The organism is Streptomyces toxytricini, assembly GCF_014649915.1.
In the GTDB taxonomy this organism is placed as follows: Bacteria; Actinomycetota; Actinomycetes; order Streptomycetales; family Streptomycetaceae; genus Streptomyces; species Streptomyces toxytricini.
This window is the reverse complement of sequence record NZ_BMTY01000003.1, coordinates 317,378-340,952: the sequence shown is the minus strand read 5'-3', so window position 1 is coordinate 340,952 and position 23,575 is coordinate 317,378. Positions and strand designations below refer to the sequence as shown.

Sequence of the window (23,575 nt, the reverse complement as noted above, 5' to 3'; positions counted from 1 at the left end):
GCCTGCGCCGACCGGCCGCCCGCGGGCCGGCCGGAGGCGCCCCCGGCGGGTCCGGGCGCGCCCGGAGCCGCCGCCCCTCCGGTGGACCGGGGAGGCGGCGCGGGCGGGCCCGGAGGGCCGCTATGCCGGGTTGTCGGCCGTCGGGGTGGTGCGTGCCGGAGGCTGCTCCGGGGTCTCCTGGAAGTCGACCTTGCCCATGTGCCGGTTCATCGACTTCATCAGGCCCCACACCGCGAGGGCGAGGGCCGCGAACACGATGAAGCCCAGGACGCCGGGGGTCACCTTGTTCTTGTCGAAGGTGTCGCCCGCGAGCGGGAGGAGCTGCGTCAGTGCTGCGTGGGTAGCGCTCATGACGGGACATTCTCCCGGATGCCCGCGAAGAGGTCGGACTCGGGGAGGGAGGTGTCGACGAGGGACTTCGCGAGCTCGTACTCCTCGGTGGGCCAGACCTCCCTCTGGATCTCCATGGGGACGCGGAACCAGCCGCCGTCCGGGTCGATCTGCGTGGCGTGCGCGATGAGCGCCTTGTCGCGGATCTCGAAGAAGTCGGCGCACGGCACGTGCGTGGTGAGCGTCCGCTCGGTGCGCTCGAACTCCTTCCAGCGCTCCAGCCACTCGCCGTACGGGGACTCCATGCCGCGGGCGAGCAGCGCCTCGTGCAGGGCGATGGTGCGCGGCTTGTTGAAGCCCTGGTTGTAGTAGAGCTTCTGCGGCTGGAAGGCCGGGCCGAACTCGTCCTCCGGGTACTTCTCGGTGTCGGCCGCGCCGTCGAACGCCACCATCGTGATCTTGTGGGTCATGATGTGGTCGGGGTGCGGGTATCCGCCGTTCTCGTCGTACGTGGTGATGACCTGCGGCCGGAAGGCGCGGATCTTCTTCACCAGGCGGCCGGCCGCCTCGTCGACGTCCTCCAGGGCGAAGCAGCCCTCGGGCAGCGGGGGCAGCGGGTCGCCCTCCGGGAGGCCGGAGTCGACGTAGCCGAGCCACTCCTGCTCGACGCCGAGGATCTGGCGGGCCTCCTCCATCTCCTTGGCGCGGACCTCGTGGATGTTCTCCTCGATGTACTTGTCACCCTGGAGCTTGGGGTTCAGGATCGAGCCGCGCTCGCCGCCGGTGCAGGTCACGACCAGCACGGGCACCCCCTCGGACACGTACTTGGCCATCGTGGCCGCGCCCTTGCTCGACTCGTCGTCGGGGTGCGCGTGGACGGCCATCAGTCGCAGCTGCTCGGTCAAGACAGGATCCTCTGTGATTCGTCAGGCGGACGGCTTCTATAGTGACCGAACCGGGGGGTGGAAAAATTCCGGGGTGAGACCGGAAAATTCAGCGCCCGCCCGGCTTCCCGGAAGGAACGATCATGAGCACCGTGCGCGAGGGACTGCCCGAGGGCCGCTACGGCCGGTCGGCGGACGAGCGTGCGGACCGCAGGCTGAAGATCGCCGGCTCGGTGCTGGGGGTCGCGCTGCTGGCCGTGGTCGGCTGGATCGGCTGGGGCTACGTCGCCGGGCAGACGGTCAGCGCCGAGGTGATCAAGTTCCAGGTGGTGTCGGACTCCGAGGTGAAGGTGCACCTGGAGGTCCGCAAGGACGCCTCGGTCGCCGGGGTGTGCACCCTGCTCTCCCAGGACCGCGACCACACCGAGGTGGGCCGGGCGGACTTCACCTTCCCGCAGGAGGCGTCGCGGGTGGACGAGCTGGTGTCGCTGAAGACGACCGCGCGCGCGACGGCGGTCGAGCTGGTGGGCTGCCAGGCGGCCGGCTCCGCGGGCTGATCCCCCTCCCGGCTGCGCCTCCGCTTCCGGCCGGCGCCCGCGGCCCCGTTCGGACGTCCGTCCGGACACTTTCCTGCTCACAGGGCCGATGACACACTTCATACACACGGTGTCCTCCCCCTTTTCTTCCCGAATTGTTAGGCTCGTGGTTTCGCCCGCCACCGGCGGACAAGCAGTCCCCTGTACCGACGAGGAGCACCCGTGACCCAGACGAGCGACAGCGTCACCTGGCTGACCCAGGCGGCGTACGACCAGCTGAAGGCCGAGCTGGACTACCTCTCTGGTCCCGCCCGCACGGAGATCGCAGCGAAGATCGCAGCCGCCCGCGAGGAGGGCGACCTGCGCGAGAACGGCGGTTACCACGCGGCCAAGGAGGAGCAGGGCAAGCAGGAGCTCCGCGTCCGCCAGCTGACGCAGCTGCTGGAGAACGCGAAGGTCGGCACGGCCCCGGCCAGCGACGGCGAGGTCGCCCCCGGCACCGTCGTCACGATCGCCTTCGACGGCGACGAGGACGACACGATGTCCTTCCTGCTGGCCTCCCGCGAGTACGCGTCGGGGGACATCGAGACGTACTCCCCGCAGTCGCCGCTCGGTGCCGGCGTGCTCGGGAAGAAGATCGGCGAGGAGGCCGACTACGAGCTGCCGAACGGCAAGACGGCCATGGTCAAGATCCTCGACGTCAAGCCCTTCACCGGCTGATCGGCAACCCGCCCGCCGGCCTTGTGTCGGAGCCCCCTCGGACGTCCGTCCCGGGGGGCTCCGGCGTTCCGGGCCCGGGGCTCACTCCGCGCGGCGGTACTTGCGCACCGCCAGCGTGCGGAACACCGCGACGATCAGCACCGACCACAGCACCGACGCCGCCACCGGGTGCTCCATCGGCCACGCGTCGGACGGCGACACGCCCGGGTTGCCGAAGAGCTCGCGGCAGGCCTGGACGGTCGCGCTGAACGGGTTCCACTCGGCGATGGGCTGGAGCCAGCCCGCCATGTTCTCGGTGGGCACGAAGGCGTTCGACACGAACGTCACCGGGAAGAGCCAGATCAGTCCCCCGGAGGTGGCGGCCTCCGGCGTGCGCACGGTCAGGCCGATCAGGGCGCCGATCCAGGAGAACGCGTAGCCGAGGAGGAGCAGGAGCGCGAAGGCCAGGAGTGCCTTGGGGATGCCCTCGTGGATGCGCCAGCCGACCAGCAGCGCGACGACCGCGAGGACCCCGAGGGTGAGGGTGGTCTGCGCCAGGTCGGCGAGGGTGCGGCCGGTGAGGACCGCGCCGCGCGCCATCGGCAGGGAGCGGAACCGGTCGATCAGGCCCTTGTGCATGTCGTCGGCGATGCCCGCGCCCGCGCCGGCCGTGGCGAAGGTGACGGTCTGGGCGAAGATGCCCGCCATCAGGAACTCGCGGTAGCCGGCGGCGCTCGTCGAGCCGCCGATCATCATCGAGCCGCCGAAGACGAAGCTGAACAGCACCACGAACATGATGGGCTGGACCAGGCCGAAGACGACCATTTCGGGAATCCGGGTCAGGCGGAGGACGTTCCTCTGCGCGATGACCAGGGAGTCGCTCAGGCTGCTCACTCCGACCACTTCCCGCCCGCCGCGGCGTCCGGGACCGGCGCGCCGGGCCCGCCGGCCGTCCTGGTCCTGTCGTCCGCTCCGGCTTCGTCCCTCCCGCCGTTCCCGCCGTTTGCGCCGCCCCCGCCGCCCTCGCCGTTCAAGGCGGCCGCGTGGCCCGTCAGGGAGATGAACACGTCGTCCAGGGTGGGCCGCCGCAGGGCGATGTCGTCGATCTCGATACCGCGGGCGTCCAGCTCGCGGATCACCTCCGCGAGCAGCCGGGCGCCGCCGGAGACGGGGACCGTCAGCTTGCGGGTGTGCTCCTCGTACGTCGTGCCGCCCTCCCCGAAACCGGCCAGCACGGACCGCGCCTCGCCGATGCGCTCCCGGTCGTGGACGACGACCTCGACGCGCTCCCCGCCCGTCCGCGCCTTGAGCTGGTCGGAGGTGCCGCGCGCGATGACCCGGCCGTGGTCGACCACCGCGATGTCGTGCGCGAGGTGGTCGGCCTCCTCCAGGTACTGGGTGGTCAGGAGCAGGGTCGTGCCGCCCGCCACGAGCTCCTGGATGACGTCCCACAGCTGCTGGCGGTTGCGCGGGTCCAGGCCGGTCGTCGGCTCGTCCATGAACATCACGGGCGGCCGGACGACGAGCGCGGCCGCCAGGTCCAGGCGCCGGCGCATGCCGCCGGAGTACGTCTTCGCGATCCGGTCGGCGGCGTCCGCAAGGCGGAAGCGGTCGAGCAGCTCGTCCGCGCGCGCCTTCGCCTCCCGGGCGCCCATCTGGTAGAGCCGGCCGACCATGCGGAGGTTCTCGCGGCCGGTGAGGTACTCGTCGACGGCCGCGAACTGGCCGGACAGGCCGATGGAGCGGCGCACCTCGTCAGGGTGCTTGAGGACGTCGACACCGGCGACGACGGCCCGGCCGGCATCCGGCCGCAGGAGGGTGGTCAGGCAGCGGACGGCCGTCGTCTTGCCCGCCCCGTTCGGACCGAGCAGGCCCAGGACCGTGCCCTGCGGCACGTCGAGGTCGACGCCGTCCAGTGCCCGTACCTCACCGAAGGTCTTCACCAGGCCTTCGGCGTAGATGGCGCCCGGCATGAAGGTCCTCCCCGTGCGGAGCGGAGTCGGTGCTTTCCCCCGCAAAGCCTAGGGTGGCGGTGGCCTTTCCGCGCGCGGTTCCCGCGAACCCGTCGACCCGGGACGGGCGGGCGGGGCGTGGCCTCCGCGCCGCGGTCAGCGGATGACCGCGCGTCAGCCGATGACCGCGTACCCCGCCCCGTGCAGCGCCCGCGCGACCGCCGCGCAGTGCTCCGGGCCCTTCGTCTCCAGGTGCAGCTCCACCTCGACCTCCGCCAGCCCCAGCCGCGGATCGGTGCGGACGTGGCTGACGTCGAGCACGTTCGCGTCGGTGTCCGACAGCACCGCCAGCAGCCCCGCCAGCGCGCCCGGGCGGTCGGCGACCCGCAGCCGCAGCGACAGGTAGCGGCCCGCCGCGGCCATGCCGTGCCGCAGGATCCGCTGGAGCAGCAGCGGGTCGACGTTCCCGCCGGACAGGACGGCCACGACCGGCCCGTCCGCGTACCGCTCCGGCTCGGCGAGCAGCGCCGCCACCGGGGCGCAGCCGGCAGGCTCGACGACCAGCTTGGCGCGCTCCAGGCACAGCAGCAGGGCGCTGGAGAGCTGGTCCTCGGTGACGGTGCGGACGTCGTCGAGGAGCTCCGCGATGATCTGGAAGGGGATGTCGCCGGGGCGGCCCACCTTGATGCCGTCGGCCATCGTGGTCGGGCTGTCGATCGCGACGGGGTGGCCCGCGCGCAGCGAGGGCGGGTACGCGGCCGCGCCCGCCGCCTGCACCCCGATCACCTTCACGTCGGGGCGCAGCGCCTTGACCGCGATGGCGATGCCCGCGGCGAGTCCGCCGCCGCCGATGCCGACGAGGATCGTGCGGACCTCCGGGCACTGCTCCAGGACCTCCAGGCCCAGGGTGCCCTGGCCGGCGATGACGTCCCGGTGGTCGAAGGGGTGGATGAAGACGGCGCCCGTGCGCTCGGCGTGGTCCTGGGCCGCGGCCAGGGTCTCGTCGACGACCTGGCCGTGCAGGCGTACGTCGGCCCCGTACTCCTGGGTGGCCGCGACCTTCGGCAGCGGCGCCCCGACCGGCATGTACACGGTCGCGTGGACGCCGAGGAGGGAGGAGGCCAGGGCGACGCCCTGCGCGTGGTTGCCGGCACTGGCCGCGACGACGCCCGCGGCCCGCTGCTCGGGGCGCAGGCCGGCGATGCGGACGTAGGCGCCGCGAAGCTTGAAGGAGCCGGTCCGCTGGAGGTTCTCGCACTTGAGGTGGACCGGAGAGCCGGTGAGCGCGGAGAGGTGCCGGCTGCCTTCCATCGGCGTGACCCGGGAGACGCCCGAGAGCATCTTCTGCGCCCCCCGTACGTCGTCGAGGATGACCTGCGGGACGGGCTGGGGCACGCGGTAGTTCATGGGCCCAGTCTCGCAGCCCGCGCGGATCGCGGCGTACGCCCCGGATCGCCCGGAGGGGCGGTGCAGGTGCGGTGGGGGACGCGGCCGGGGTGGCCCCAGGGGCGTACCCGGCACAGGGCGTACAAGGGGCGAAATCCGGCCATGCGGGACGGCTTCGCGGGGTTGGTCCGTACCGGCTTCGTACCGGTCGTATCAGTTCTTCCACGGGGCGTACGAGCCGCCGCGGCGCCGCGTACTCTGTCCCCCATCCTTGTCGGCCCCACGTGAAGAGAGCACACGGCCATGCCTTCCAACCCGGCCAATTCCGACCTGCCCGCGGTGGCCGAGACGCCCGCCGACGCCGGTCTCCTGGACGCGCTCCAGCACCAGGTGGCCGTATTCGCGCGCCGCGCCGAGCAGACCCGCCTCGGCGGGGTCGGGCAGGCCCGCAACTCGATGGACCGCGCCGCGTACCTGCTGCTGAACCGGCTCGACCTGGAAGGCCCGATGGGCGTCAAGGCGCTCGCGTGCGGCATGGGCATCGACTCCTCGACGGTGACCCGGCAGGTCGCCCCGCTCGTGGACACCGGCCTGGTCAAGCGGACCTCGCACCCCGAGGACGGGCGGGCCGTCGTCCTCGCACTGTCGCCGCGCGGGCTGGCCAGGCTGGAGGAGGTCCGGCACTCGCGCCGCGAGCTGATGGCCCGCGTCACCGACGGCTGGACCGAGGAGGAGCGCGAATCCTTCACCACGCTGCTCACCCGCTTCAACGGCTCCCTGTCGGAGCTGATGGGCAGCGTCTCCGAGGCCGGCCCGGCCTCCTGAGCACGCAGCTCCGGCCTTTTGAGCGCACCGGTCCCGGCTCGTGAGCCCACGGGCCGGCCTCTTGGGCCGCCCCGCCCCGTCCCGTCCCTTGACCGCACCCGCCCCGTCCCGCGGGCACACCCGTCCCGCTTCTTGCGCGCACCCGCCCGGCTCCCGGACGCAGGCCCGCCGTCGGTGGCCGCCGCGGGCTTCCGGCGGCGTCCGACCCCTTGACCGGGGCCGTGGCGCTGCCCGCACCATGTCTCCTGTGGACCGCCGATCGGGGCCCTGGGCCGAATTCGAGGCCTTCGTCGCGGGTGCGGCGGGGCGGCTCCTCCACGTCGCCGTACTGCTGACCGCCGAGCCCGGCACGGGGGCCGGGGACGCGGTCGGGGGCGGTGTCGGGGGTGGTACGGGGTCCGGGTCCGGTGCCGGCTCCGGCTGCCCCGGCGCCCGGCGGCTCCTCGCGGGCGCGCTGGCCCGTACGTACGCCGACTGGCGCCGGGTCCGCGGCGACGACCCGTACGACCACACCCGCCGCGAGCTGTGCGCCGCCTATGCCCGCACCGCCCGCCGCTACCGCGGCGGCCCCGGCGTCCTCGCGCGGCTCGCTCCGCAGGAGCGGCTCGCGCTGGTGCTGTGCGTGCACGAGGGCGTGCCCGAGGAGGTCGCGGCCGCGCAGCTGGGGCTGCCGGTCGACCGGATGCGGGCGCTGACCGCCCGCGCCGTCGCCGCGATGCGCCCGGAGCGGGAGGCCGCGTGAGCTTCCCCGACCGCAAGGAAGAGCAGGTCAGGCGGCTGCTGGCGGGGCCGCGCCCGCCCGTTCCGGCCGGGCTCGCCGTCGCCGCCGCGGCCCGCGGGGACCGGCTCGTCCGGCGCCGCCGGGTGCTGCGCCGGATCGGCTGGGCGCTGCTGTTCGCCGCCGCGGCCGCGTTCGCCGTGTGGGCGTCCCTGGCCCGGCCCTGGGAACTGCCGCCGAGTGAGGTCTCCCCACCGCTGCAGGGGTGGTAGGCGCCGGTTCCGGGGGGCATGGCCCCCGCCCGAGTACAAAGCCGCCGCTGCCAGGGGGTGGCCGCAGCCGCCCGGGGGCGTGGCCGCCGCGTTGGGGTTGGTGGCCGCCGCCCGAGTTCAAAGCCGCCGCTGCCAAGGGGGTGGCCGCCGCGTCGGGTTGGTGGCCGCCGCCTCCGGGGGGCGTGGCCGCCGCCCGGGGCGTGGCCGCCGCCGGTGGTGGCCGCCGCACCCGTCGTACCCGGCCCGGACTGGCGCCGGGCCGGGTGCGGGGGCGCCCCGTGAGCCGGGTGTCAGCCCAGCGCCTGCGTCAGGTCCGCGAGGAGGTCGTCGGCGTTCTCGATGCCGACCGACAGGCGCACCAGGTCGCCCGGCACCTCCAGCAGCGAGCCGGCCACCGAGGCGTGCGTCATGCGGCCCGGGTGCTCGATCAGGGACTCGACGCCGCCGAGGGACTCGCCGAGCGTGAACAGCTTCGCCCGGTTGCAGACCTCGACCGCCGCCTCCTCGCCGCCGGTCACCCGGAAGGAGATCATGCCGCCGAAGTTGCGCATCTGCTTGGCCGCGACCTCGTGGCCCGGGTGGTCGGGCAGGCCCGGGTAGAGCACCCGGTGGACCTTCGGGTGGCGGGTGAGCAGCTCGGCGACCTTCGCGGCGTTCTCGGCGTGCCGGTCCATGCGCACGGCCAGCGTCTTGATGCCGCGCAGCACGATCCACGAGTCGAACGGGCCGGCCACCGCGCCCATCGCGTTCTGGTGGTAGGCGAGTTCCTCGCCGAGCGCCGCGTCGGCCGTGACCAGGGCGCCGCCGACCACGTCGGAGTGGCCGCCCATGTACTTCGTCAGCGAGTGCACGACGACGTCCGCGCCGAGCGCCAGGGGCTGCTGGAGGTAGGGCGAGGCGAACGTGTTGTCGACGACGAGCTTCGCGCCGGCCGAGCGCGCGATGTCCGCGACCACCGCGATGTCGGTGATGCCGAGCAGCGGGTTGGAGGGGGTCTCCACCCAGATCGCCTTCGTCTTCGGGGTGATCGCGGCCCGCACCGAGTCCGGGTCCGAGGTGTCGGCCACCGACCACTCGACGCCCCAGCGGGAGACGACCTTCGCGAACAGGCGGAACGTGCCGCCGTAGGCGTCGTTCGGGATGACCACGTGGTCGCCGGGCGCGAGCAGCGTGCGCAGCAGGCAGTCCTCCGCCGCGAGCCCGGACGCGAAGGCCAGGCCGCGCACGCCGCCCTCCAGCGCCGCGAGGTTCTCCTCCAGCGCGGTGCGGGTCGGGTTGGCGCTGCGGCTGTACTCGTAGCCGCCTCGCAGGCCGCCCACGCCGTCCTGCTTGTACGTGGAGACCTGGTAGATCGGGGGCACGACCGCGCCGGTCAGCGGGTCGGCGGTGTTCCCCGCGTGGATCGCGCGGGTCTCGAAGCTCTGGTGCTCGTGGCTGTCGTGGCTCATGGGCAGAGCCTAAGGCCCCCGGGGCGGTACGCCACTTCGTGTGCGGTGCCGCACGGTGATCCGTAACGCGCCGTTCGTGCGGGGCGTGTGGTGTCCGGTAGGGATCGGCCTCGGCTTGGGCTGCTCGTTGGATTCGGCTCGGGTTGATCGTGGATTCGGCTCGGGTTGATCGTTGGATTCGGCTCGGGTTGATCGTTGGATTCGGCTCGGGTTGATCGTTGGATTCGGTTGGGGATTCCGCTCGGGCTGATCATTGGCATCGCTCCGGGCCGCTCATTGGCCTCGGCACGGGTGGGTCTGGTTCGCTTGAGGGCATGGAGATTCTGTGGTTCCTGATCGCGATGGGCCTGCTCGTGGCCGTCCTCGGCCCGTACATACGGCGCAGGAGGGCCGGGCTGCGCCTCGTCGAGCCCGGCAGCCCCGACGCGGCGGACCCCGCGAACTACGGCTTCGCCCGGCAGGAGGACCTCGACGTGCGCGTCCCCGGGCCGGACGAGGACCTGATGGACGCCCTCACCGCGGTGCAGGGCACCGGGCAGTGGCAGGCCGCGTCGCAGCTGCTGGCCGGCACCCCGAAGGAAGGCGAGCTGCGCTGGCAGCGCGTCCAGGCCTTCGGCGGGGCCGCCGCCCTGGAACTCGCGGCGCAGCCCGGTACGGGCGCCCAGTGGCTCAAGTCGTGGCGGCTGCAGGCCGAGAAGGATGCGGGCGGCGCCCAGGTCCACGCCGAACTGCTGGTGCAGCAGGCCTGGCGGCACTCCGGCGGCGTCGGCTCGGAGGACCACCGGATCATCCTCGAAGAGGCCCGCGAAGCCTGCCGCAAGGCGGCGCTGCTGTCACCCGGTGATCCCGTCCCCTACCTGACGGAGCTGGCGGTCGCCCGGGGGCTGGGCTACCCGGAGAGCGAGTTCGACCGGCTGTGGGCGCAGGTCATCGACCGCGCCCCGCACCACATGGGCGCACACCTGGCGGCCCTGCAGTACTGGTGCGAGAAGTGGCACGGCTCGCGGGAGAAGGCCGACGCGTTCGCGCACGCGGCCGCCGCCCGCGCCCCGAAGGGCTCCCTGCTCGCGGCGCTGCCGCTGTTCGCCGTGTACGAGCACACACCCGAGGTGGTGCTGACCAACTACTGGGAGAGCGCCGTCGTGACGCGCGCCGTGGAGGGCGCCCTGTACGCCGTGCACCACGCCCGCCCCGACGACCCGGTGCTCCCGCTGGTCCGGCACATGCTGCTGTCTTTCCTCGTGCCGATGGAGCGGTGGGCGGAGGCCATGGAGCAGGTGCGGCACGTCGACGGCTGCGTCGGCGCCCTGCCGTGGTCGGCCTCGCAGGACCCGGCGGCGCAGTACGCGGTCTACCGCGCGCTGGCGGTCGCCGGGTACGAGGCGAACGGGGGGTCGCCGGCGACGTTGCCGCACTGAGGGCGGGATAGCGGGAGGGCGTGGGGCGGCGGGTGGGCGGCGGGTGGGCGGCGGGATGCCGTGGGGCGGGAGGGCAGGGGCGTCGGGGGGTTCCCGCCAGTCCCATCGTCCTTCCGGGGCGGGCCGCCCCGTCAAGGGCGCTCCTCCTTCGTCGTCGCGTCGCTGCGCGATGGCCTTCGGCCACCCTTGACAGGACGACCCACCCCGGAACGCCGAAAGACTGGCGGGAGCCCCCGAAGGAAGGGTCACAGGGGTACGAATTCCTTCCGGCCCGAGTCCGAGCTGTGCGAGCCGGCCGTCGAAGAGCAACGACCGCCCGAGATCGTTACGGGGCGCTGTCGGCGCGCGTCCGCGGGCCGGCTGGGGGCTGGGCATAAGCCGCCCACGATCGCTACGTGGGCGCTGTCAGCGGGCGTCCGCGAGCCGGCTGGGGGCTGGGCATAAGCCGCCCACGATCGCCACATGGGCACTGTCCGTGCGCGTCCGCGGGCCGGCCGGGGGCTCGCGCTGCCGGCAGGTGTGCGCCGGTCGGGGGACGTTCCGGGCGAAAGCGTGCGGTGCGTGGGCGGGAGGTTGCCGTGGGCGAGGGGCAGGCCGCATGATCCCCTGCAAGGCCGAGCGGCCTGTGTCGGCCGGCCACTGACCATGGCGCGGCCGGAGTCCGACCAGCACGCCCCCGCCGGCAGACCGGGTGCGCGGCCGACCACCGCGCGCGGCCGGCGGGGCGTTACCTATCCGGGGGGATCTGTCCTACATGGGCGCTTCGCCGCGCGCTCCGCGCGCCTTCGTCCTGCCCGCAGGTTGCCGCCTGCACCGCCACGCCGTACCGCTGCGGGAGTCGGGGGCCCGTTCGTGAGCGGGCGCACCGCGCGGGGGCTCGTGCCGGCCGTTCTCGGTGTGCTCGGCGTGCGGGCGGTCCGGCAGGCCGCCGCCCGCTCCGGAGGCGGTGCGGCGGAGGAGCCGGACCGCGTCGCGCCGGACGGTGTGGTCCGTGCCTTCGGGTTCGTGCCCGAGGGTGAGCTCGACACCGTGCACGACCAGCCCGTCACCGCCGACGAGGCCGCCTGTCTGGGCGCCGTCGGCGCCGGGGAGTGGGAGGCCGCCGCCGACTGGGTCGCGGGCGCCGGGCGGGACTGGGAGGAGCGGCGGCGGCGGGTCGGGGTGCTGGCCGGGGCCGCCGCGCGCGACGGTGCTTGGCTCGCTGCGTGGGAGGCGGACCGGCCGGGCGATGTTGCGGCGGCCCTCGTCGTGGCGGACGCCGCCGTGCGGGCCGCGTGGGACGTGCACGGCGCCCGCGGTGCGGAGCGGCTCCGGCACTTCCGGGAGCTGTTGCTGGCGGCGCAGCGCGCTGCGTACGCCGCGCAGGAGGCCGCCGACCCCGGTGACCCCGTCCCGTACGTCGTCGAGCAGCGCGTCGGGACCGGTCTGGGATACCCGCACGCGCGGTACGAGGAGCTGTGGGGGCGGATCACCGCGCGGGCGCCCCGGCTGCTGTGCGCCCACACCGCCGCCGTCGAGTACTGGACGGCCCGGTGGCGCGGCTCGCACGAGCTGGCGCTGGGCTTCGCCCGGCGGGCGGCCGACGGGGCGCGGCCCGGGGAACTGCTGCGGCTGCTGCCGCTGATCGCGTACTTCGAGGACGAGTCCGGGGAGCAGGGGCTCCCGGACCACTACAAGCGGCCGGAGGTCGTGGAGGCGGTCGACGCGGCCCTCGCCGACCTGGCCGCCGCCGCGCCCGGCGACCGGCGGACGGCGGCGCTGCGGCACATGCTCGCGTGGATGCTGTTCTGGCAGGACCGGGACGCGGAGGCGGTCGAGCAGTTCCGGGCCGTCGACGGGTACGTGGGCGCGCTGCCGTGGACGCGGCACGCCCGGCCGGAGCGGCGGTACGCGCACGCCCGCGACTGGGCGGCCCGCGTCGCGGGCGGGCGGGAATCCTGCGCGGTCCCGGGCCGTTGAACAGGCATCCAAGGAGGCGATCCATGTTCTCGTACCGGCGCACGCCCGAGCTGCCCACCGCCGAGGAGGCCCTCGCCGGCCGCCCCGAGCCCCTCTTCGCCCTGCCGCCCGTGCACACGGTCCTCGGCAACCCCCTCGCGGGCCCCTACCCGGCGCACCTGGAGACGGCGGACTTCGGGCTGGGCTGCTTCTGGGGCGCGGAGCGGAAGTTCTGGCAGGTCCCCGGCGTGTGGACCACCCTCGTCGGCTACCAGGGCGGCCACACGCAGAACCCGACGTACGAGGAGGTGTGCTCGGGAATGACCGGGCACACGGAGGTCGTGCGGGTCGTGTTCGACCCGTCGGCCGTCTCGTACGGGACGCTGCTGAAGGTGTTCTGGGAGTCCCACGACCCGACCCAGGGCTTCCGCCAGGGCAACGACGTGGGCACCCAGTACCGCTCGGCGGTCTACACGCACTCCGCGGCCCAGCAGGCCGCGGCCGAGGCCTCGCGCGACGCCTACCAGCAGGTGCTGGCCTCCTCCGGGTACGGCCCGATCACGACGGCGGTGCTCCCGGCGGACGAGCGTCCCTTCTGGCCTGCAGAGGCATACCACCAGCAGTACCTGGACAAGAACCCGGCCGGGTACTGCGGTATCGGCGGGACCGGGGTGTCCTGCCCGATCGGGGTGGCGCCGGCCGCCGGCGGGTGAGGCAGCCGCGGATTCCCGCCCGGCCGGTCGGCCGGGCGGGAGCCCGTCGGTCAGATCGTGGACGTGTCGATGACGAAGCGGTAGCGGACGTCGCTCGCGAGGACGCGTTCGAAGGCCTCGTTGATGCGGTCCGCGGCGATCACCTCGATCTCCGCGCCCAGGCCGTGCTCGGCGCAGAAGTCCAGCATCTCCTGCGTCTCGGCTATGCCGCCGATCATCGACCCGGCGAGGGTGCGGCGGCCCGTGATCACCGAGAAGAGGTTCAGGCTGACCGGCTCCTCGGGGGCGCCGACGTTGACGAGGGCGCCGTCGACCTTCAGCAGCCCCAGGTAGCGGTCGAGGTCCACCGGGACGGCCAGCGTCGACACGATGAGGTCGAAGGTGCCCGCGAGCTCCGTGAAGGTGGCCGGGTCGCTCGTCGCGCGGTAGTGCGCGGCGCCGAGGCGCAGGCCGTCCTCCTGCTTGCGCAGGCTCTGCGACAGGACGGTGACCTCCGCGCCGAGCGCGTTCGCGATCTTCACGCCCATGTGGCCGAGGCCGCCGAGGCCGACGACGGCGACCTTCTTGCCCGGGCCGGCGCCCCAGTGCCGCAGCGGCGAGTACAGGGTGATGCCGGCGCACAGCAGCGGGGCGGCCTGGTCCAGGGGCAGGGCGTCGGGGATGCGGACCGCATAGTTCTCGTCCACGACCAGGTGCGTGGAGTAGCCGCCGTACGTGGGCTCACCGCTGCGGTCGAGGGCGTTGTAGGTGCCGGTCATGCCCTCGACGCAGTACTGCTCCTGCCCGCGCAGGCAGTACTCGCAGGTCCGGCAGGAGTCGACGAAGCAGCCGACGCCGACCCGGTCGCCGACCGCGTAACGGGTGACGGCGGAGCCGGTTTCGGCGACGACGCCGGCGATCTCGTGGCCCGGGACCATCGGGAAGATGCCCTCGCCCCAGCCGTCGCGGGCCTGGTGGATGTCGGAGTGGCAGATGCCCGCGTACTTGATCTCGATGAGGACGTCGTGCTCGCCGACGGGGCGGCGCGGGACGGTGGTGCGCTCCAGCGGCGCCTTCGCGGAGGGGGCGGCGTAGGCGGCGGCCTGGGTGACGGACATGGGTGTGCTCCTCGTACAGGCAGATCATGCGGTGGTCACACTCTGTCGGATCCGCGGGCCGCCACCCAGACCCCTGGCGTTCCTACGTCTGCCGTTCCTATCCCTGGCGGGGTCAGGCTCGCGCCTCCGGCGGGGGCGGCCGTCCGGCGATACTGGGCCGATGGACCAGCTTGATCCGCGTTCCGAGCTCGGCGAGTTCCTCCGGAGCCGGCGCGCCCGGCTGCGCCCGGCGGACGTCGGCCTGCCGGACCACACCCGCTACCGCCGCGTGCCCGGCCTGCGCCGCGAGGAACTGGCCCACCTCGCCGGGGTGTCGGTGGCGTACTACACGCGCCTGGAGCAGGGCCACGGGCAGAACGTGTCCGCCGAGGTGCTCGACGCGCTCGCGCGGGCGCTGCGCCTCGACGGCACCGAGAGCGCCCACCTGCGCCAGCTCGCCCGGCCGCGGCCCCGCCGCCGCCGGCAGGTGCACCGGCCGCAGCGGGTGCGCCCGGAGCTGCGGACGCTGCTGGACGCGATGGACGGGGTCCCGGCGTACCTGGTCGGGCACCGGCAGGACGTCATCGGCTGGAACCGGCTCGCGGCGGCCGTGTTCGGGGACTTCGGCGCGCTGCCGGCGCAGGAGCGCAACCTGGTGCGGATGGTGTTCCTGGACCCGGCCACGGCCGAGCTGTACGCGGACTGGGAGTGCCGGGCCTGCGAGGTCGTCAGCAACCTGCGCATGTACGCGGGCCGGAACCCCGACGACGAGCAGCTGACCGCGCTGGTCGGCGAGCTGTCGGTGAAGAACGAGGAGTTCCGCCGGCTGTGGGCGGCGCACACGGTGGCGGACAAGACGCACGGCGTGAAGCGGCTGCGGCATCCGCTGGTCGGTGCGATGGAGCTGTCGTTCGAGACGCTGGCCCTGCCCGACGACTGCGACCAGCGGCTGGTCGCCTACCACGCCGCGCCCGGGTCGCCCTCGCAGGACGCGCTGCGGCTGCTGGCGTCCTGGTCCGCCCCGTCGGCCGCCGGCGGCCTTGCCGGTCCGGCGGGAGCCGCTGAGTCCGCCTCGCAGGCGGGGCCGGCCGCTACAGCTTGAGCTGCCAGACCGCGGCGTCGCGTTCGCGCCGGTAGCCGAGGGAGGCGTTGACGGCGCGCATGGGCGCGTTGTCGTCGGCGACGGTCGTGGCGATGGTGCGCAGGTTCGGGTGGCGGGCCGCCGCCTCGGCGAGCATGCGGAGCTTCACGGCCCGGCCGAGGCCCTTCCCGCGGTGGCGGGGGACGACGACCGTGTCGCACTGGAGGGCGCGCGGCCCGTCCGGGTCGGGCAGGACGAGTTCGGTGTACGCGGCCACCTCGCCCTCCGCGGTGACGGCGGCGACCGTGCCCAGGGCGGCCCCGCGGTCGAGGAGGTGCTGCTGGGAGGCGTGCAGGCGCTGCGGCGTCCAGGAGACGGTCTGCTCGTCCAGGTCCCCGGTGGGGGCGTCCTCCATCGCGCCGTGCGCGGCCGCGGCGGCCTCGGCCCAGGCGTCGGGGACGAGTCCGGGCCAGTGGAGGAGGGTGTAGCCGGCCGGGTCCGCGCCGCGGGCGGCCGGGGCGGCGGGCACGTCCTGGACGTACCAGGCGAGCGGCAGGACGTTCTCGAAGCCGAGCGACTCGGCGAAGGCGCGGCCGGGGCCGCCCTCCTCGATCTCGGCGGAGACGGAGGTGCGGCCGTCCGCGAGGAGTTCGGCGCGCACCTGCTGCCACAGGGCCGTGCCGAGGCCGCGGCGGCGGGAGCGCGGGTGGACGGCGAGCGTCCCGAGGAACGCGGTGTGCCGGTTCTCCTCGTCGGTGAACAGCAGGAGCTGGGCGACGCCGTCCTCGGCGGCCCACACGGCGGTCCGCCCGCGCGCCGGCGGCACCCGCAGCCGGCCGGCGACCTCCACCCGGGACGGCGGCGGCAGCTCCGGCAGGTCGGCGGCCCGGGCGGCGGCCAGGACATCCAGCCACGCGTCGGTGTCGGCGTCGGAGACGGGCAGGTCGAGGGCGCGTATCGCGTGAGGGGTCGTCATGTGCCGGACCCTAGCCGGGCCGGGTCGGCGGGCGCGCGCGGATTGTGCGGGGCCCCGGAACGCCGGACGGCGGGGAGCCGCCGGGGCTCCCCGCCGTCGGCGGGTGGTGCGGGGCGGTGCGGCCCGGTGTCGGGCCGCACCGTACGGGACGTCAGACGGCGGAGCCGGCCTTCCATTCGGCCCAGCCGAGGTTCCAGCCGTTGAGGCCGTTGTCGGGCTTGATGGTCTTGTCCGGGGAGTTGACCACCGTGACGACGTCGCCGATGAGCGAGTTGTCGTAGAACCAGGCGGCCGGCTGGTTCGGGTCGCCGGCGCCCTTGACGTCGTTCAGGCCGACGCAGCCGTGGCTGGTGTTGACGCTGCCGAAGATCGAGTCGGCGCCCCAGTAGTTCCCGTGGAGGAACGTGCCCGAGGTGGACAGCCGCATCGCGTGCGGGACGTCCTTGATGTCGTACTCGCCCTTGCCGTCGGAGTCGGTGAAGCCGACGGTGGCGCCGTTCATCCGGGTCTCCTTGAACTTCTCGGAGATCACCATCTGGCCGTTGTACGTGGGCGTCGCCGGGGAGCCCGCGGAGATCGGGATGGTCTTGATGACCGCGCCGTCCCGGGTCACCGTCATCTTCTTCGTCTTCGCGTCGACGGTGGAGACCTGGCTCCGGCCGATCTTGAAGGTGGCGGTGCGGTTCTGGACGCCCTGGACGCCGGGGGCGCCCTGGACGCCGTCCAGCGCCATCTTCATGGTGACGGTGGAGCCGGCCTGCCAGTAGTTCTCCGGGCGGAAGTCCAGGCGCTGGGCGCTGAACCAGTGGCCGACGACCTCCTGGCCGGAGCTGGAGGTGACGTTGATCGCGGACTGGACCGCCTTCTTGTCCTTGATCGGCTTGTTGAAGGTGATCGAGACCGGCATGCCGACGCCGACGGTCTGGCCGTCCTCCGGCACGAAGGAGCCGATGAAGCTGTTCTCCGGCGAGACGGTGCTGAAGGTCGCGTTCTCGTGCGCCTCCTTGCCGCTCTCGTCCTTCGCGGTCGCCGAGAGCGCGTACTTCGTCGAGCGCTTCAGCGGCGCCTCCGGCTTCCAGCTCTTGCCGTCGGCGGCGATCTTGCCGGGCACCGCGGCACCCTCGGAGGTCTTCAGCTCGACCGCCGTCAGCGTGCCGTCGGCGACGGAGACGGCGGTCGAGTCCAGGCCGGCGTTGTCCGTGCCGTCCTTCGGCGTGATCGTGATCTTCGCCTTCGACGCGTCCTTGGCGGCCGCCGCGTCGACGTCGGACTGGGACTTGTTGGTGTCCCCGCCCCCCGCCTTCTCGTCGCCGCCGGTGCACGCCGTGAGCATCAGTACGCCGCCGAGCAGGGCGGATATGGCCCCCATGGACCTTCTCCGCAGCTTGCTGTCCGTCCTCACACGCCACTCCATCGTTGCCTGAACCCCCCGGGGATCGTCCCCGGGCAGGGGGACACGCCCCCTGCCACGAACCAGTCAACGCGTTGACGGCCGGGATCGGTTCCACATTCCGTTTGAATGTGGGCAACCCCACGGTCAGGCGCTGCCGGGCTCTCTGTCGAAGTCCCCATCTTCCTCGCCCAGGTCCCACTCCAGGGACTCGGGGTCGTATTCGACGGGCTCGCTGCTCCAGGAGGCCTGGACGAGCTCCACGCCGGGGATCTCCGCGACGAGGTCCGTGGGGTCGACGAGGTAGGCCAGGGCCTCGGACTCGTCCTCCCGCACGGCCGACTCGGCGTGGCCGCGCTCCTCGTCCGGCATGAACTCGTCGGCGTCGATGTGCTCGAGCGCGGCGCCGGTCAGGGCGCCGGCGTCCGGCACCTCCAGCACCAAATCGACTCGAAGCCGTACGTATCGTGATGTGTCAGAAGGGTTCATACGACGGAGCGTAAGCCCGGAGAAGCCCCGGCTTTCCCGCGACCCGCCCCTTTCCGTAGCATCACCGCACACGGCCAATTCGCTGCTTCCGCAAGGGGGATCGCCCCGTGTCCGCACGCCGTCCGCTGCTCACCGCCCTCGGGGCGACCACCCTGCTCGCCGCCCTGTGCTTCGTGCCCTCCGCGGGCGCCGCCGCGCCCGGCGGATCCGCACCGGCTCCCGCCCCCTCCACGGCGCCCCAGGCGGCGGACGCGGGCGGTCCGGGCACCGTGACGACGGCCTCCGCGGCCTCCGGTGCGGCCGCGGGCCGCCCGGCCGCGCAGGCCGGCCTGACGCTCGCGGACACCGGCGGCGTCGACACCACCCCCTACCTGCTGGCGGGCACGGCCTGCCTGATCGTGGGCGCGGGGTCGGTCACCTTCTCGGTGCGCCGCTCGCGCGGCGCCTAGCCGCGCGCACGGCGCGGGGGCCGCGCCCGGGATGTCCTCCCGGGGCGCGGCCCCCGTCGTGTGCGCGGTGTGCGCGGCCGCCGTCAGGCGAGCGGGCCGGTCACGGCCTCGACCGCGGCGACCAGGCCGCCGGAGCGGACGAACGCGTCGGCGGCGGCCAGGTCGGGCGCGAGGAAGCGGTCCGGGCCGGGGCCGCCTATGCCGGCCGCGCGGGCGGCCTCGATGGCGGCGAGGCTGGCCGGGGCGGCGGTGAGGCCGTGGCGCAGCTCGATGGCGCGGGTGGCCGCGTACAGCTCGATGGCGATGATCCGGGACAGGTTGTCGACGGCGGTGCGCAGCTTGCGCGCGGCCGACCAGCCCATGGAGACGTGGTCCTCCTGCATGGCGGAGGAGGGGATGGAGTCGGCGGAGGCGGGGACCGCGAGCCGCTTCATCTCGCTGACCAGGGCGGCCTGCGTGTACTGGGCGATCATCAGGCCGGAGTCGACGCCGGCGTCCTCCGCGAGGAAGGGCGGCAGGCCGTGCGAGCGGTTCTTGTCGAGGAGCCGGTCGGTGCGGCGCTCGGCGATGGAGCCGAGGTCGGCGGCGGCGATGGCGAGGAAGTCCAGGACGTAGGCGACGGGCGCGCCGTGGAAGTTGCCGTTGGACTCGACGCGGCCGTCGGGCAGGACGACCGGGTTGTCGACGGCGGAGGCCAGCTCGCGGGAGGCGACCAGGGCGGCGTGCGCGAGGGTGTCGCGGCCGGCGCCGGCGACCTGCGGGGCGCAGCGCACCGAGTAGGCGTCCTGGACGCGGGGCGCGGACTCCTCCTGGTAGTGGCCGGTGAGGCCGGAGCCCTTGAGGACGGCGGCCATGTTGGCGGCGGAGGCGCCCTGGCCGGGGTGGGGGCGGATGGCGTGCAGCTCGGGCGCGAGGACCTTCTCGGTGCCGAGGAGGGCCTCCAGCGTCAGGGCGGCGGTGATGTCGGCGGAGGTGTAGAGCCGGTGCAGGTCGGCGAGGGCCATGAGGAGCATGCCCAGCATGCCGTCGGTGCCGTTGAGGAGGGCGAGGCCCTCCTTCTCGCGGAGGACGACCGGCTCGATGCCGGCCTCGGCGAGGAGCTCGCCGGCGGGGCGGACCGTGCCGTCGGGGCCCTCGGCGTCGCCTTCGCCCATCAGGGTGAGCGCGCAGTGCGAGAGCGGGGCGAGGTCGCCGGAGCAGCCGAGCGATCCGTACTCGTGGACGACGGGCGTGATGCCGGCGTTGAGCACGTCGGCCATGGTCTGCGCGACGGACGGGCGGACGCCGGTGTGGCCCGAGGCGACGGTCTTCAGCCGCAGGAACATCAGGGCGCGGACGACCTCGCGCTCGACGCGCGGGCCGAGGCCGGCGGCGTGCGAGCGGACGATGTTGCGCTGGAGCTGGGCGCGCAGCTCGGGGCTGATGTGGCGGGAGGCCAGGGCGCCGAAGCCGGTGGAGACGCCGTAGACGGGCTCGGGCTTGGCGGCGAGGGAGTCGACGATCCCGCGGGCGCGGGCGAGCGCGTCGAGGGCCTCTTCGGAGAGCTGGACCCGCGCGTTGCCGCGGGCGACGGCGATGACGTCCTCGGGGGTGGTCCCGGACGTCCCCACCACGACAGTGTGCATATCCATATTCAGCACCCTACGGATTGAATCGCTTCATGTCACTAGCGACTTTCACGAGGACCTCTTACGCCGCCGCGGGCCCCGCGGCCCGGCCCGCCCCGGCATCACGCCCGCCCCCGGAACCGCCGCCGCTCCCCCGGCTCCTCCCTGGCGGCGGCGTCTGCCAGGCGCACCACGGCGGTGTCGCGGCCGGCGACGACGGGGCCGCCGGAGCGGGCGGCCTTGGCCTTGTACTGGGCGGCGTCGGCGAGGCGGAAGAGGCGGCGGGAGGACTGCACCGGCCCGATCGGGTCGCCGGTGGAGGCGACCCCGCAGGCGACGCCCTCGCCGAGTTCCAGCCCGCCCGCGCGCCGGCACAGCTCCTCGCCGGCGCGGACCACGTCGTCGGCCGGCGGTCCCACGCTGACCAGGCAGAACTCGTCGCCGCCGAGCCGGGCGGCCAGCGCCCCGGGCAGCATGGCCCCGCACAGGCTGAGCACGGAGCCGAACCGTTCCAGCAGCCGGTCGCCGGCAGCGTGGCCGAGGGTGTCGTTGACCCGCTTGAGCCCGTTGAGGTCGCAGACGACGAGGCTGACGACGGTCCCGTCGCGCCGGTGCGCCTCCAGGGCCTCGTCGAGCCGCATGTCGACGGCCCGCCGGTTGGCGAGCCCGGTGAGCGGGTCGGTGAAGGCCAGCCTCCGGGCCTCCTCCAGCCGGTCGTTCTGCGCGAGCCCGGCGGCGATGACGGCTGCGAGGACGCCCGCGAATTCGGCGTCGTCCCCGTCGAAGTCCGCCAGCCCGTCGTCCCGGGCCACGTACAGCTCGCCCCAGGCCCGCCCGCTGAGCACGATCGGCGCGACCACGCAGGTGCCGCGCCCGCGCCGGCGCAGGGCCTCGCCGCGGCGCCCGGGGCGGCCGCCGCGGGCGTGCTCGACCCAGGCGTGCGGGCCGCCGCCGCCGGCCCACAGCTCGTGCAGGAACTCGGTGATCTCGGGGAAGTCGTGCACGGGGTACGACTCGTCCTCGGGGAACTCGGCCTCGCCGGGCCGGAGCCCGCCCTCGTTGACGAGCACCCGCAGCCGGCCGCGCTCCCGCTCCCAGGCGGAGATCGCGGCGAACGAGCCGTCCAGCGCGAGGCGCGCGGCGCGCGCGGCGGCGCGCACGCTGTCCCGCGGCGCGGCCGCGGCGGCCATGGCCTGCGCCAGGCCCACGACGGCTCGCAGCCGCCCGTCGAGTCCCATCACCCCAGGTTAGGGACTTTTGTCCGCATTCGTGTCGGCGCGGCCGGGAACCCGGTCCGCGCCGCGCCGGCGCCCCGCGCACGCCCCCGTCCGGGGGCCGGCGTCAGACGCCGGGCCAGTTCGGGCGGCGCTTCTCGTTGAACGCCGCCACGCCCTCGGCCCGGTCGCCGGAGAAGGCCACCGTCCGCCAGGCCGCGTCCTCGATCTCCAGGCCGGCCGCCAGGTCCATCCCGTGGCCCAGCCGCAGCGCCCGCTTCGCGGCGCGCAGCCCCACCGGGGAGTTCGCCGCCATCCGGCCCGCCAGCTCCAGGGCCTCCTCGCGCGCCCGGCCCGCCGGGACGAGCGAGTCGACCAGGCCCAGCGAGAGCGCCTCGGCGGCCTCCACCCGGCGCGCCGTGAAGATCAGCTCCGCCGCGCGGGCCGCGCCCACGCGCCGGGGCAGCAGCTGGGTGCCGCCGCCGCCCGGGATCACGCCGACGGACACCTCGGGCAGGCCCACCACGGCCGTCTCGTCCGCCACGATCACGTCGCAGGCCAGGGCCAGCTCGAAGCCGCCGCCGAGCGCGAAGCCGTGCACCGCGGCGATCGTCGGCATCGGCAGCTCCAGGACGCCCCCGTACGCGCCGCGGGTGGTCGGCCGCTGCCGCACCAGCTCGGCGTCGGAGAGGGAGTTGCGCTCCTTGAGGTCGGCGCCGACACAGAAGGCCCGCTCGGCGGCCGAGGTGAGGACGACGACGCGGGCGGAGGGGTCGGCCGACAGCTCGGCACAGGCCGCGCCGATCGCGCGGGCCATGGCGGTCGAGACCGCGTTCATCGCCTTCGGGCGGTCCAGGACCAGCTCCACGACCCCGTCGCCACCGTGCCGACGCACCGATACGAACTCCGACTCCACCGACACAGGGACCCTCCCGGTTAACGAACGTTACCCGGGGATCTTAGGCTTCCGCCGCGTCAGCGACCAGGGCTCCACGACGCCCAGGCCGCGCACCGGCCGCTGCCACATCGGCTGGAGCGCGAAGCGGTAGGAGCCGCCGCCGAGCTCGGCCTCGGCCTCCTTCTCCGAGACGGGTGCGGCGCCCGTGCGGCCCAGCTCCTCGGCCATCGCGCCGTCGACGAGGACGGCGTCCTTCGGCGCTATGGAGGTGAGCCGGCTGGCCAGGTTCACGGTCGTCCCGAAGACGTCTCCCATGCGCGTGGTCACCGTGCCGAAGGCCATGCCGACGCGCAGCTCGGGCATCTGCCGGTCGGCCTCCATCGTCTCGACCAGCCGCAGCGCGATCTCGGCCGCCGTGGCCGCGTCGTCGGCGACGTAGAGCACCTCGTCCCCGAGGGTCTTGATGAGCCGGCCGCCGTGCGCGGCGACCAGGTCCGCGGAGGTCGTCTCGAAGGACTCGACGAGCTCGCCGAGCTCCTCCTCCTCCAGGCGGCGGGTGAGCCGGGTGAAGCCGACCAGGTCCGCGAAGCCGACGGCCAGGCGCCGGTCGACCATCTCCTCGTCGTCGGCGGCCTGGACGACGCGGCCGGTGGCGGCCGCGAGCTGCCGCCGCCACACGTAGACGAGGAACTCCTCCAGCTCCGGCAGGAGCAGCTCGACCAGCGGGTACGTGACCTCCGTGCGCGTCATGCCCGGCTCGGGGGGCTCGGTGAGCCCCTCCAGGAAGGAGTCGATCTGCCATTCGGCCAGCCGGGCGGTGGTCTGCCCGGTCGAGCGGGCCACCTGGACGGCCATCGGCTCGCTCAGCAGCCCGGCCTCGACGAGGCCGGCGAGCCGGCGCAGCGCCAGGACGTCCGCCTCGGTCAGGGCGCGGGCCTGCCCGATGTCGGCGAAGCCCATGGCCCGCCAGAAGCGGGAGGCGAGCTCCATCGACACGCCGGCGCTGCGGGCGGCCTGGAACGGCGTGTAGCGGCGCTCCGCACCGAGGATCAGCTGCTCCAGCCGGATGGCGAGCGGGTCCGCCGTGGGCTGGGCGGTGTGGTCGACCTCGTGGTGGGGAGTGTGCTGGTCGCGTCCGATGGGGGTGCCCGGGCCGGGGCCGCCGTGGCCCGGGGAGGACGCGCCGGACGAAGGGTCGTCGACGGTCAAGGGCCGCCTCCTGTCCATTTCCGTGCGCACTGCCCTGCCGAACCGGTGATCGGCGGGAGACCCTCCG

General features: G+C 74.2%; 24 protein-coding genes. 10 read left to right on the top strand and 14 right to left on the bottom strand.

Annotation, left to right across the window (positions count from 1 at the left end; genetic code table 11):
- Positions 1–120: 120 nt before the first annotated feature.
- Both IE170_RS05700 and mca read right to left on the bottom strand, forming a co-directional pair.
- On the bottom strand, positions 121–351 hold the full coding sequence (locus IE170_RS05700; protein ID WP_189808159.1) for a hypothetical protein: 231 nt from the start codon (positions 349–351) through the stop codon (positions 121–123).
- Entirely contained in the window at positions 348–1,235 is an 888-nt protein-coding gene (gene mca, locus IE170_RS05695; RefSeq protein WP_189808158.1) for a mycothiol conjugate amidase Mca, read from the bottom strand. Before mca ends, IE170_RS05700 begins: the two co-directional genes overlap by 4 nt.
- Positions 1,236–1,357: 122 nt before the next feature.
- Here mca and IE170_RS05690 point away from each other — a divergent pair, with 122 nt between their 5' ends.
- Together IE170_RS05690 and greA are read left to right on the top strand one after the other, a co-directional pair.
- A complete protein-coding gene (locus tag IE170_RS05690; RefSeq protein WP_189808157.1) occupies positions 1,358–1,771 on the top strand; it encodes a DUF4307 domain-containing protein in 414 nt (137 codons plus the stop codon).
- Between the two features lie 201 nt (positions 1,772–1,972).
- The gene (gene greA / locus IE170_RS05685) at positions 1,973–2,470 is read left to right on the top strand and encodes a transcription elongation factor GreA (RefSeq protein ID WP_189808156.1); all 498 of its coding nucleotides are present in this window, start codon (positions 1,973–1,975) and stop codon (positions 2,468–2,470) included.
- An 81-nt stretch (positions 2,471–2,551) separates the two neighbouring features.
- Here greA and IE170_RS05680 read toward each other — a convergent pair whose 3' ends face one another.
- The 3 genes from IE170_RS05680 to ilvA form a co-directional block, all read right to left on the bottom strand.
- On the bottom strand, positions 2,552–3,352 hold the full coding sequence (locus IE170_RS05680; RefSeq protein ID WP_373298946.1) for an ABC transporter permease: 801 nt from the start codon (positions 3,350–3,352) through the stop codon (positions 2,552–2,554).
- Positions 3,340–4,422: an ATP-binding cassette domain-containing protein gene (locus IE170_RS05675; RefSeq protein WP_189808155.1), complete on the bottom strand. Its 1,083-nt coding sequence runs from the start codon at positions 4,420–4,422 to the stop codon at positions 3,340–3,342. Before IE170_RS05675 ends, IE170_RS05680 begins: the two co-directional genes overlap by 13 nt.
- Before the next feature lie 153 nt (positions 4,423–4,575).
- Positions 4,576–5,808 (bottom strand): threonine ammonia-lyase, encoded by a 1,233-nt coding sequence (ilvA, locus tag IE170_RS05670; protein ID WP_189808154.1) that lies wholly within the window; start codon positions 5,806–5,808, stop codon positions 4,576–4,578.
- Between the two features lie 282 nt (positions 5,809–6,090).
- Between ilvA and IE170_RS05665 the strand changes: the two genes are divergently transcribed.
- The 3 genes from IE170_RS05665 to IE170_RS05655 all read left to right on the top strand — a co-directional run bounded on the left by IE170_RS05665 (position 6,091) and on the right by IE170_RS05655 (position 7,602).
- The gene (locus IE170_RS05665; protein ID WP_189808153.1) at positions 6,091–6,612 is read left to right on the top strand and encodes a MarR family winged helix-turn-helix transcriptional regulator; all 522 of its coding nucleotides are present in this window, start codon (positions 6,091–6,093) and stop codon (positions 6,610–6,612) included.
- Positions 6,613–6,859: 247 nt separating this feature from the next.
- Positions 6,860–7,354 carry an RNA polymerase gene (locus tag IE170_RS05660; protein ID WP_229884602.1) on the top strand — a complete coding sequence of 165 codons (495 nt, stop codon included), beginning with the start codon at positions 6,860–6,862 and terminating at the stop codon, positions 7,352–7,354.
- Complete coding sequence (locus IE170_RS05655; protein WP_189808151.1) at positions 7,351–7,602, top strand: hypothetical protein; 252 nt, start codon at positions 7,351–7,353, stop codon at positions 7,600–7,602. Before IE170_RS05660 ends, IE170_RS05655 begins: the two co-directional genes overlap by 4 nt.
- A gap of 290 nt (positions 7,603–7,892) precedes the next feature.
- On the opposite strand, the gene IE170_RS05650 is transcribed toward IE170_RS05655, so the two are convergent.
- Positions 7,893–9,050 carry a cystathionine gamma-synthase gene (locus IE170_RS05650; protein WP_189808150.1) on the bottom strand — a complete coding sequence of 386 codons (1,158 nt, stop codon included), beginning with the start codon at positions 9,048–9,050 and terminating at the stop codon, positions 7,893–7,895.
- 314 nt (positions 9,051–9,364) lie between these two features.
- On the opposite strand from IE170_RS05650, the gene IE170_RS05645 reads away from it, so the two are divergent.
- The 3 genes from IE170_RS05645 (at position 9,365) to msrA (ending at position 13,119) form a co-directional block, all read left to right on the top strand.
- Positions 9,365–10,468, top strand: coding sequence for a hypothetical protein (locus IE170_RS05645; protein WP_189808149.1), 1,104 nt, complete (start codon positions 9,365–9,367; stop codon positions 10,466–10,468).
- Positions 10,469–11,320: 852 nt separating this feature from the next.
- Positions 11,321–12,427, top strand: a complete 1,107-nt coding sequence (locus IE170_RS05640) for a hypothetical protein (RefSeq protein ID WP_189808148.1) — start codon at positions 11,321–11,323, stop codon at positions 12,425–12,427.
- Positions 12,428–12,450: 23 nt separating this feature from the next.
- A complete protein-coding gene (gene msrA / locus IE170_RS05635) occupies positions 12,451–13,119 on the top strand; it encodes a peptide-methionine (S)-S-oxide reductase MsrA (RefSeq protein ID WP_189808147.1) in 669 nt (222 codons plus the stop codon).
- A 50-nt stretch (positions 13,120–13,169) separates the two neighbouring features.
- Here the strand turns inward: msrA and IE170_RS05630 are convergent, their stop codons facing one another.
- Entirely contained in the window at positions 13,170–14,216 is a 1,047-nt protein-coding gene (locus IE170_RS05630; RefSeq protein WP_189808146.1) for an NAD(P)-dependent alcohol dehydrogenase, read from the bottom strand.
- A 160-nt stretch (positions 14,217–14,376) separates the two neighbouring features.
- On the opposite strand from IE170_RS05630, the gene IE170_RS05625 reads away from it, so the two are divergent.
- Positions 14,377–15,297, top strand: coding sequence for a helix-turn-helix domain-containing protein (locus IE170_RS05625; RefSeq protein WP_189808145.1), 921 nt, complete (start codon positions 14,377–14,379; stop codon positions 15,295–15,297).
- Here IE170_RS05625 and IE170_RS05620 read toward each other — a convergent pair.
- From IE170_RS05620 to IE170_RS05610, 3 genes are all read right to left on the bottom strand, one after another.
- Positions 15,287–16,252 (bottom strand): GNAT family N-acetyltransferase, encoded by a 966-nt coding sequence (locus IE170_RS05620; protein ID WP_189808144.1) that lies wholly within the window; start codon positions 16,250–16,252, stop codon positions 15,287–15,289. The two genes, IE170_RS05625 and IE170_RS05620, sit on opposite strands and share 11 nt — an antisense overlap.
- A gap of 151 nt (positions 16,253–16,403) precedes the next feature.
- A complete protein-coding gene (locus IE170_RS05615; protein WP_189808143.1) occupies positions 16,404–17,666 on the bottom strand; it encodes a L,D-transpeptidase in 1,263 nt (420 codons plus the stop codon).
- 123 nt (positions 17,667–17,789) lie between these two features.
- Complete coding sequence (locus IE170_RS05610) at positions 17,790–18,131, bottom strand: hypothetical protein (RefSeq protein WP_223855960.1); 342 nt, start codon at positions 18,129–18,131, stop codon at positions 17,790–17,792.
- Between the two features lie 107 nt (positions 18,132–18,238).
- Between IE170_RS05610 and IE170_RS05605 the strand changes: the two genes are divergently transcribed.
- Positions 18,239–18,580: a hypothetical protein gene (locus IE170_RS05605; RefSeq protein ID WP_189808141.1), complete on the top strand. Its 342-nt coding sequence runs from the start codon at positions 18,239–18,241 to the stop codon at positions 18,578–18,580.
- Between the two features lie 83 nt (positions 18,581–18,663).
- On the opposite strand, the gene hutH is transcribed toward IE170_RS05605, so the two are convergent.
- The 4 genes from hutH to IE170_RS05585 form a co-directional block, all read right to left on the bottom strand.
- A complete protein-coding gene (gene hutH / locus IE170_RS05600; RefSeq protein ID WP_189808237.1) occupies positions 18,664–20,205 on the bottom strand; it encodes a histidine ammonia-lyase in 1,542 nt (513 codons plus the stop codon).
- Between the two features lie 104 nt (positions 20,206–20,309).
- Positions 20,310–21,425, bottom strand: coding sequence for a GGDEF domain-containing protein (locus IE170_RS05595; protein ID WP_189808140.1), 1,116 nt, complete (start codon positions 21,423–21,425; stop codon positions 20,310–20,312).
- 103 nt (positions 21,426–21,528) lie between these two features.
- Positions 21,529–22,323: an enoyl-CoA hydratase/isomerase family protein gene (locus IE170_RS05590; protein ID WP_114053885.1), complete on the bottom strand. Its 795-nt coding sequence runs from the start codon at positions 22,321–22,323 to the stop codon at positions 21,529–21,531.
- Between the two features lie 24 nt (positions 22,324–22,347).
- A complete protein-coding gene (locus tag IE170_RS05585) occupies positions 22,348–23,508 on the bottom strand; it encodes an adenylate/guanylate cyclase domain-containing protein (RefSeq protein ID WP_189808139.1) in 1,161 nt (386 codons plus the stop codon).
- Positions 23,509–23,575: the final 67 nt, after the last annotated feature.